Raw genomic sequence first — 7,034 nt, 5'->3', positions numbered from 1 at the left:
GGGGGGGGCCCCCCCCCCCCCCCCCACGGCTTCCGCACGACCTGGTTCCGTCAGGCGCTCTGCTTCAACTCGGCCGCGCCGAACGACACGCTGAAGCGCTCACACCAGATCGTCACCGTGGAGAACTTGTTCAGGTCGGTGCCCGCCGGGATCGCGTAGTTCTGGTTGCCCTCGTTGCCCTTGAGGTCGCCGAGGTCGACGTGCTTGCCGTCGTCGAGGTTGCCGCCGCCGTCCTGCTTGACCGGCTGGTCGCTGAGCCACACATGCAGGGCCGGGCCGTCGGAGGTGCGCAGGTTCGTCAGGCGCAGCGTCGCCTTCCCGTCTTCGAGCCGCTGGATCTCCACCGAGCCGCTGGTCTCGTGCTCGTGGGAGATGAAGCCACCGGTCGCCAACGGCTTGGCCGCGGCCCCCTGCTGGTTGGTGGCCACGGGAGCCGCCTCGTCCACGCGGACCGAGGTGAACAGCCGCCAGGGCTGGAAGAGGTAGAGCCCGACGGTTGCCGCGACGACGACCACCGCGGTGGTGATCCAGAGGACAGGGCGGCGCTTGGTTCGGCACATGAGGATTTCCGTTCTGATCGATGTTCACGCTGGACCGGTGGCCGGGCGTGGCGCCGAGGCACTGTCGGCGATGGCCTGGACGTTTCTCGGCCACATGGCACTCAGAGACGGAAGGAGCCGCGAACGTTACACGTAACGTCTGCCGCCCTTCATCGCACTGAGCGGCATGACCAGCAGAAAGGTTCACTTCCCGGGCTCGAGTGGGGAACCGCTTGCCGGCCGCCTGGAATCGCCCCCAGGGCCGGTTGTGGCGACGGCTCTGTTCGCCGATTGCCCACGCGCGGGGCATGCGGACGGGTCGGCCCGGGGCCGCCGCCCGAGCCGACCCTGAACACTGCTTACCGCCAACTCCAGTTGACGGCTCCGTAGGTTCCCTTGCCGTCATCAACTGCCGGTTCAAAGCTGATGCGTTGGACCACACGACGGCTGCTGAGCCGGTGGGTCTCTGCGGTGGGGCTTGCCGCACCCGTGCGGGATTCCTGCCACCGCACGGGCACGGGGATCAACGCGGCGCCGTCACGCCGGCCGGAGGTCTCGACCGGAACGCCGGATCAGGCGGGCCGACGACCGTCAGCACTTCTCGGCGGGGCGCGGCCGCTCGGGTTCGGCGCAGTGCGCGGGTTCGACGGACTGCGAGGCCCTCGCGCGGCGCAGCTCATCGGCCTCGTCACGGACGGCGTCGAGCCTGACTTCGAGCATGCCGACACGCTCGCGGTAGCGCTCCAGCTCGGCCCGCACGAATTCGGCATCCGCCACCTGGCGGGCCGTCTCTTCGCGGATCGCGGCGGTCTCCTCGGCGAACTTCTGCTCCCCGGCTTCGAGCGCGGCGACGGCCATGTCGGCCGCCTCCTCAGCAAGCGCGGCTCGCTGCTCGGCTGCCAGGATGCGCTGCGCGGCGGCGCGGGTGACGGTCTCGATCCGGGCCTCGGCCGCCGCGGAGTCGGTGATGATCGCCAGCTCCTCGATGTAGGCGGGCAGATCGGTGGTGAGCCGGCTGACATGGGCGGCCAGCTGGTTGATGAGCGCGACAACGGCGTCGCGCGACTGGGCGGCCGGGCCGCCGTCCGTGACCGGCATCTCCATCATCGCCGTCATCTCGTGCTGCACGGCTTCCGCCATCGCCTGCTCGGACGCATCGGCGGCGGGGACCAGTCCGTGTTCCTGGGGCACCACTTCAGCACCGGGAACATGCCCGAGCGCACTGTGCGCCATACCGGCAACGGAGTCCTGCCCGGGGGAGGCGGACGATGACTGCTCGGCGGCCGCCTGGCCCCCCTTCGCATCCTCCTTGGCCGCCTTCTTCACCTCGGCTGCCGCGCGCTTGTCCTCCTTGCGCTGCTGCCGCTTGGCGCGGAACTTCCGGAACGCGCCGAGCGCGTTGTGCTCGGGGTGCTCGCAGTAGCGAGGCGCTGAACCCTTCGCGTCGGGTGCGGGCGGCTCGGACGGATTGGTGCAGCCCGGGTAGGCGCACGTGGGGACGGTCTCGACGGTCTCGACGGTCATTTTCGGCCTTTCGTTGCTGACTTAGCGATATTCCGGATTCTCAAAGTCGAAGCGGCACCCGGCGTCCCACTGCGACCGCTGGTTCCCGTGCGCCGGAACGCCACCGGCGTCCTTGAGCAGCCGGGCCAGATGGAGCAGGTTCCACGTCATGAACGTGGTGTTCCTGTTGGTGAAGTCGTTGGTGGGACCGCCGGAGCCCGGGTCGAGATAGGAGGGGCCTGGCCCGGCCTCCCCGACCCAGCCCGCGTCCGCCTGCGGCGGGATCACGTATCCCAGGTGCTGCAGGCTGTACAGGACGTTCATGGCGCAGTGCTTGGCGCCGTCCTCGTTGCCGGTGATCAGGCAGCCGCCCACGCGCCCGTAGTAGTCGTACTGACCGGCGTCGTTGAGCAGGCCCGAGCAGGCGTAGAGCCGCTCGATGACCAGCTTGGTGACCGAACTGTTGTCACCCAGCCAGATCGGTCCGGAGATGACGAGGATGTCGGCTGCCATCACCTGCTGGTAGATCGACGGCCATGCGTCGCGCTCCCAGCCGTGCTCGGTCATGTCCGGCCACACTCCGGTGGCGATCTCATGGTCGATCGGCCGCAGGTGCTCGACCTGGACGCCCTGCTTCTCCATGATCCGCGAGCTGAGGTCGATGAGGCCCTGCGTGTGGCTGCGCTCCGGGCTCTTCTTCAGCGTGCAGTTGAGGAACAGCGCACGCAGGTCGTCATAGCTCATACCCGTCAGTGCGGCCTGCGCGCCGAACGTTACAAGTGACACTCGAAGCGTTCACGCCCGGCGGACAATGACGGCAAGCCTGTCGGCGCCGAGCTGGTCGACCAGTTGGAAGCCACTGGACCGCAGCTCCCCAGCCTCGTCGCTGAGCAGCGCCGGCGTCCTGCCCGGCCCGGTCGCCGACCAGTTCGAGCCGCTCGCCACCAGCGAGCCCGACTTCACTCGCCGGGCCGAGGAGTTCGACGCCCCGACCCTGACACGGCCGCCGCCCTGGTGCGCCCCGCTCCCTCGCTTCGCGCTGCCGTTACGCGGTCCCTCGCATCCGCCTAGGGTCGGGGGCTCTTGGCGCCGGAACCGGGGCCGAGTGCCATGAGGCTCCACCCGGCGGCCGCCGTCAGCGCGACGGCCGCCATGAGGGCCAGCATCGGCCACTCGGGGCGCCAGCCGAGCGACAGCCGGGTCCCGAGCCAGGTGACGCCGAGGGCGATCGTCTCCGGTGCGTGGACCGGCACTCTGGCGGCGGCGGCCCGCAGCACGGTGGCCGCGGCGAGACCGATCACGGTCCAGGCGGCCAGATAGGGCAACAGAGGGCCAGGGGCGGCGCTGGGCAGACCGTATTCCTCGGGGCCGATGCGGAACAGGCCAGTCGTCCAGCCGAGTCCGACACCGACAGCCGTGACAGCCACTACCCACACGGCGTGGCGCCAGAGCGGCCCGGGCCTGACGTCTTCCGAGTCGTCCGGGTTGTCGTATGCGGCCGGGCCGATGCTGTCGCTCACGTATGGAGGGGACGCCGCCGAGGCGCTTCGGGTTGTCTGTCCGGCGGCTGACGGGCGGGGCTCCAGGCATCACCGCTCCCGCTCGACGGTGGAGATCCTGCGCCACTCCCGGCGCGCGGTTGCGTAGGCGCCACCGGTGCTTGTAGCGGAAAGAGCTGCTCGCCCGGGCCGGCTCCGAGTCGGATGGGGCGACCGGTCAGGATGAATCCGAATCCGGACTTCGGGATCACGTGCGGCCTCTTCGCACACTGACGATGACGAACGGTTCCCGCATGTCCACCCGCCAGGACAACTGCCGTGCCCGGCCGAGCCGGCGTACGCACTCCGGGTCGTCCGGGAATTCGGACAGGCCGTCGATGAGCCAGCTCAGGCCGAGAGTGTAGAGGGGCACACCGCGGTCGTACGCCTCGATGAGCCCGGCCCTGGCCGTGTCCCTGTCGGTCTGCGTCGTGGCCCGGCGGAGCTGCCGCACCGCCCACAGCACCGAGCCGTCGCTCATCCATGGGTACCGTTCGCGCAGACTGACCAGCAAGGGATCCCAGGGCCTCGGACCGTCCGCCAGATCGGTGCCGACCAGGACGTAGGCGCCCGCGGTGGCCGCGAGCCGGTTGCGTCGCTCCCCGAAGAGCATCGACTCGACATCGGTGAAGAGTGCCGCCGCCAGGTCGAGGGCCCCCCGGGCCATATAGGCCAGGCCCGCCCCCACGGCACGGTCGCGGACCGTGACGGCGACGGGGCTGCCGGTCGGGCTCTGGCGCGCGTTGACCAGGATCTCGACCCTCGCGGAGCCCCACGGCACCGGCAGGGTCGCGAGGTGGGCGGTGTCCGCCATCTCGACCAGCAGGAACTGCCGGCGACCGGTGGGCCAGCCGACCGGGCCGGTCAGCTTGGTCCCGCCGAAGCGGAACAGATGCGAGGTGCCGTCGGTCTCGTCGGGGCGGGGGAGGACGTAGTGCGGCGCCGCCGCGACCTCGTCCGCGATCGAGGCGTCCGTCGGCTCGGCGACCAGCGCGTTCATCGCCTCGAAGGTCCAGCTCTCCGGTGTGGCGTCGCTGATCCAGGTGGCCTTGACGGAACGGCCCGGGGCCGGGGCGGCCTCCTGCTGAAGGCCGGTGCCGATGCAGCGCGACCCCGTCGAGCGCGGGACGGGGGCCGTCACCGGGCCGTGGTAGACGGGACGGGACTCGATGTTGCCCATGAGGTACTGCCAGGCGTGCGTCTCGTACGGCGATTCGGACGCGTCGAGGACGACGGGAGTCTCCTCGCCCTCCCGTGCTTCGGCGTCCTCGCTGAGGACGACGCCGGAGGGCAGCGTCGCCGACACGACATAGCGGCCGGGCTCGACCTCGTACCGGGCCGGCCTGACTCCGGGCCCGCAGGGGAACACGACGTTGCGCAGCCCGGCTCCCGAGGCGTCGGCCGGGTAGATGTTGCCGACGATCCGTGCACCGCCGGCGAGGTCGTGCTCGTAGGTGAGCACGGTGACGTTCACGCTGAGAATCGCGGTGGCGGTCATGGCGGGACCGCCTCGGCCGGCGCCGCCAGGGGCACACGGCGGTACGGCGGGCGTACGGCTCTCGTCAGTTTCCGCACGTCCTGGGCGCCCAGGCGTGCCTCGAACTCATAGTCGCCGGATACGAGATCGATCGCCCACTCTCCGTCGGGGTGCTCGTCACCGGCCTCGGCGGCCGCACGCCGCAGGTGTTCCTGTCCCGCCCGACGGCAGGTGAAGTCAGCGATCGCGTTCTGCTCGGGTGGTACGCAGGTGACGTAGACCGGAACCACCGGCAGGCCGCGCAGCTCGTGCAGGTCGAACACGGGCAACTCGCCGACCGTCGGCACCTGAACGCCCGTGAGAGCGGCGGCGAAGACCGGCTGCTTCATGTAGTGGTCGATGGCCACGTGCAGACCGGCCGTGGTGACGCGCCAGTCGCCTTCGGGATCGTCGCTGCCGACGCCGCCGAGGCCCTTCAGCAGCGCCTGGGTGAACAGGCTGACCTGGCCTGGGCGGGCATGTGACCGGTCCCCCGCCAGGGTGGCGTAGTAGGGGACGTGCAGCCGCCTCGGCAGGTTCGCCGGACGGCTCCCGGGCCGGAGCGGCACCAGGCCCGCGAAACCGCCGCTCTGCTCGATGAGCACATCGGAACTCGCGCGGCAGGCGTCCACGAAGAACACCTGCTGACCGGCCCGGCAATTCTTGAGCCCGTTCATCAGGTTCTTGAAGTCCAGCGCGCCGCCCAGCGGATTGTCCTCGTCCGCGAAGACATCGGCGGCGAGGAGGGACATGTCGTCGCCCTGCGAGACACCGTGGCCACAGAAGTAGAAAACGAGACGATTGTCCTCGTGGCTCTCGCCGCGCCCCTTCCACTCCTTGACCGCTTCAACGATGTTGGCGATGCCGGCGAACGCGACGGCGTGATCCGTACCCGTCTCCGGATCGGTGAACGGGGCGGGTGTCTCCTCGCTCAGCAGAAGGGCGAGGCTGGCCAGGGGCTTGCGGGGGTGGTGGTAGTCGGCGCGCAGCCAGGTCGCGAAGGCACGAGCCGAGACGGGAGGGGAGGACAGCTGCCTCATCCCGTCCGGATCGGCCACCGGCTTCTCGCCACCGGCGAGGTGCGGGTACGTGCCGACACCGATGACCAGCGCGTGGGTGCCGGGGGTGATGCCGGGGTCGTCGTGGATCGTGAAACCAGTCATCGATCCTCCGCTAGCGTCACCAACAGGATAATCGGCAGCCATATTCATGTATATGACATGAAAGCGCCGGGGCAGACCGAGGTGTACGCGGGGCATTCCGGATGCCGATGGCCGGACGGTGCGGAATTTCCGTCGGCCGGCCGGGGATTCGGGATTCCGTCGCCGCCCGCTGCGGCCGGCTCAGCGCACACCCGGTCTGGCGGCGTTGATCGCCCGCACGACCTGCAGGGGGTGCCGGGTGGACACATACAGATAGCGGAAGGGCAGCGTCGGATCGGCGACCTCGACCCTGACCGCCGTCGGGATGTAGGCACGCAGGGCGAAACGCGCATGCGGGCCGGCCCGGAAGGTACGCCACTCCAGCGCCTCGTCCTCGTCGAGGATCTCGACCCAGCCGAGGCGCTCCACCCGCACGGCCAGGCCTTCGGTGATCAGAACGCCGTCCTGGACGCGCAGGCGCGCCGCGCCGTAGCTCACGAGTCCCGCCGTGAGGAGCACGGCGCTGGCCGCGGCAGCCGCGAGTGCGGGTCCGGTGCCGAGCGGGGCGACCGTCAGAGCGACGGCGAGGCAGGCCGCACAGGCCAGCAGCCACCAGCGCACAGGTACGACGAGGCGTTCCTGATAGGCAGTCATGAGCCGATGGTGCCATGGCGGCTGTCGCGGCGGGGGGGACGGGGCCCGGTCGGCCGTCGCCGCATCCGCCGGAGGGGGCGGCGGATGCGGCGAACTCGGCGGACCCGGCGGCGCGGCGGCGGAGGCGGTGCTGGCGGGGGCC

The 7,034-nt window shown here is 70.5% G+C and carries 8 protein-coding genes; all 8 read right to left on the bottom strand.

Annotation, left to right across the window (positions count from 1 at the left end):
- Positions 1-50: 50 nt before the first annotated feature.
- The 8 genes from ACWGI8_RS35955 to ACWGI8_RS35920 all read right to left on the bottom strand — a co-directional run bounded on the left by ACWGI8_RS35955 (position 51) and on the right by ACWGI8_RS35920 (position 6,892).
- On the bottom strand, positions 51-560 hold the full coding sequence (locus tag ACWGI8_RS35955) for a DM13 domain-containing protein (RefSeq protein WP_453667527.1): 510 nt from the start codon (positions 558-560) through the stop codon (positions 51-53).
- 570 nt (positions 561-1,130) lie between these two features.
- Entirely contained in the window at positions 1,131-2,063 is a 933-nt protein-coding gene (locus ACWGI8_RS35950) for a hypothetical protein (RefSeq protein ID WP_453667525.1), read from the bottom strand.
- A 21-nt stretch (positions 2,064-2,084) separates the two neighbouring features.
- Positions 2,085-2,786 carry a flavodoxin family protein gene (locus ACWGI8_RS35945; RefSeq protein ID WP_453667523.1) on the bottom strand — a complete coding sequence of 234 codons (702 nt, stop codon included), beginning with the start codon at positions 2,784-2,786 and terminating at the stop codon, positions 2,085-2,087.
- A 51-nt stretch (positions 2,787-2,837) separates the two neighbouring features.
- Positions 2,838-3,005 (bottom strand): hypothetical protein, encoded by a 168-nt coding sequence (locus ACWGI8_RS35940; protein WP_453667521.1) that lies wholly within the window; start codon positions 3,003-3,005, stop codon positions 2,838-2,840.
- A gap of 104 nt (positions 3,006-3,109) precedes the next feature.
- The gene (locus tag ACWGI8_RS35935; protein ID WP_453667520.1) at positions 3,110-3,562 is read right to left on the bottom strand and encodes a hypothetical protein; all 453 of its coding nucleotides are present in this window, start codon (positions 3,560-3,562) and stop codon (positions 3,110-3,112) included.
- A gap of 226 nt (positions 3,563-3,788) precedes the next feature.
- A complete protein-coding gene (locus ACWGI8_RS35930; protein WP_453667518.1) occupies positions 3,789-5,078 on the bottom strand; it encodes a hypothetical protein in 1,290 nt (429 codons plus the stop codon).
- Positions 5,075-6,259 (bottom strand): caspase family protein, encoded by a 1,185-nt coding sequence (locus ACWGI8_RS35925; RefSeq protein WP_453667516.1) that lies wholly within the window; start codon positions 6,257-6,259, stop codon positions 5,075-5,077. The genes ACWGI8_RS35930 and ACWGI8_RS35925 overlap by 4 nt, the downstream gene beginning before the upstream one ends.
- A 180-nt stretch (positions 6,260-6,439) precedes the next feature.
- The gene (locus tag ACWGI8_RS35920) at positions 6,440-6,892 is read right to left on the bottom strand and encodes a DUF3093 family protein (protein ID WP_453667514.1); all 453 of its coding nucleotides are present in this window, start codon (positions 6,890-6,892) and stop codon (positions 6,440-6,442) included.
- Between the last annotated feature and the right edge of the window lie 142 nt (positions 6,893-7,034).

It is taken from the genome of Streptomyces sp. NPDC054841, assembly GCF_053611045.1.
The sequence above is the reverse complement of the archived record's forward strand: the minus strand, read 5'-3'. Positions and strand labels throughout refer to the sequence as shown.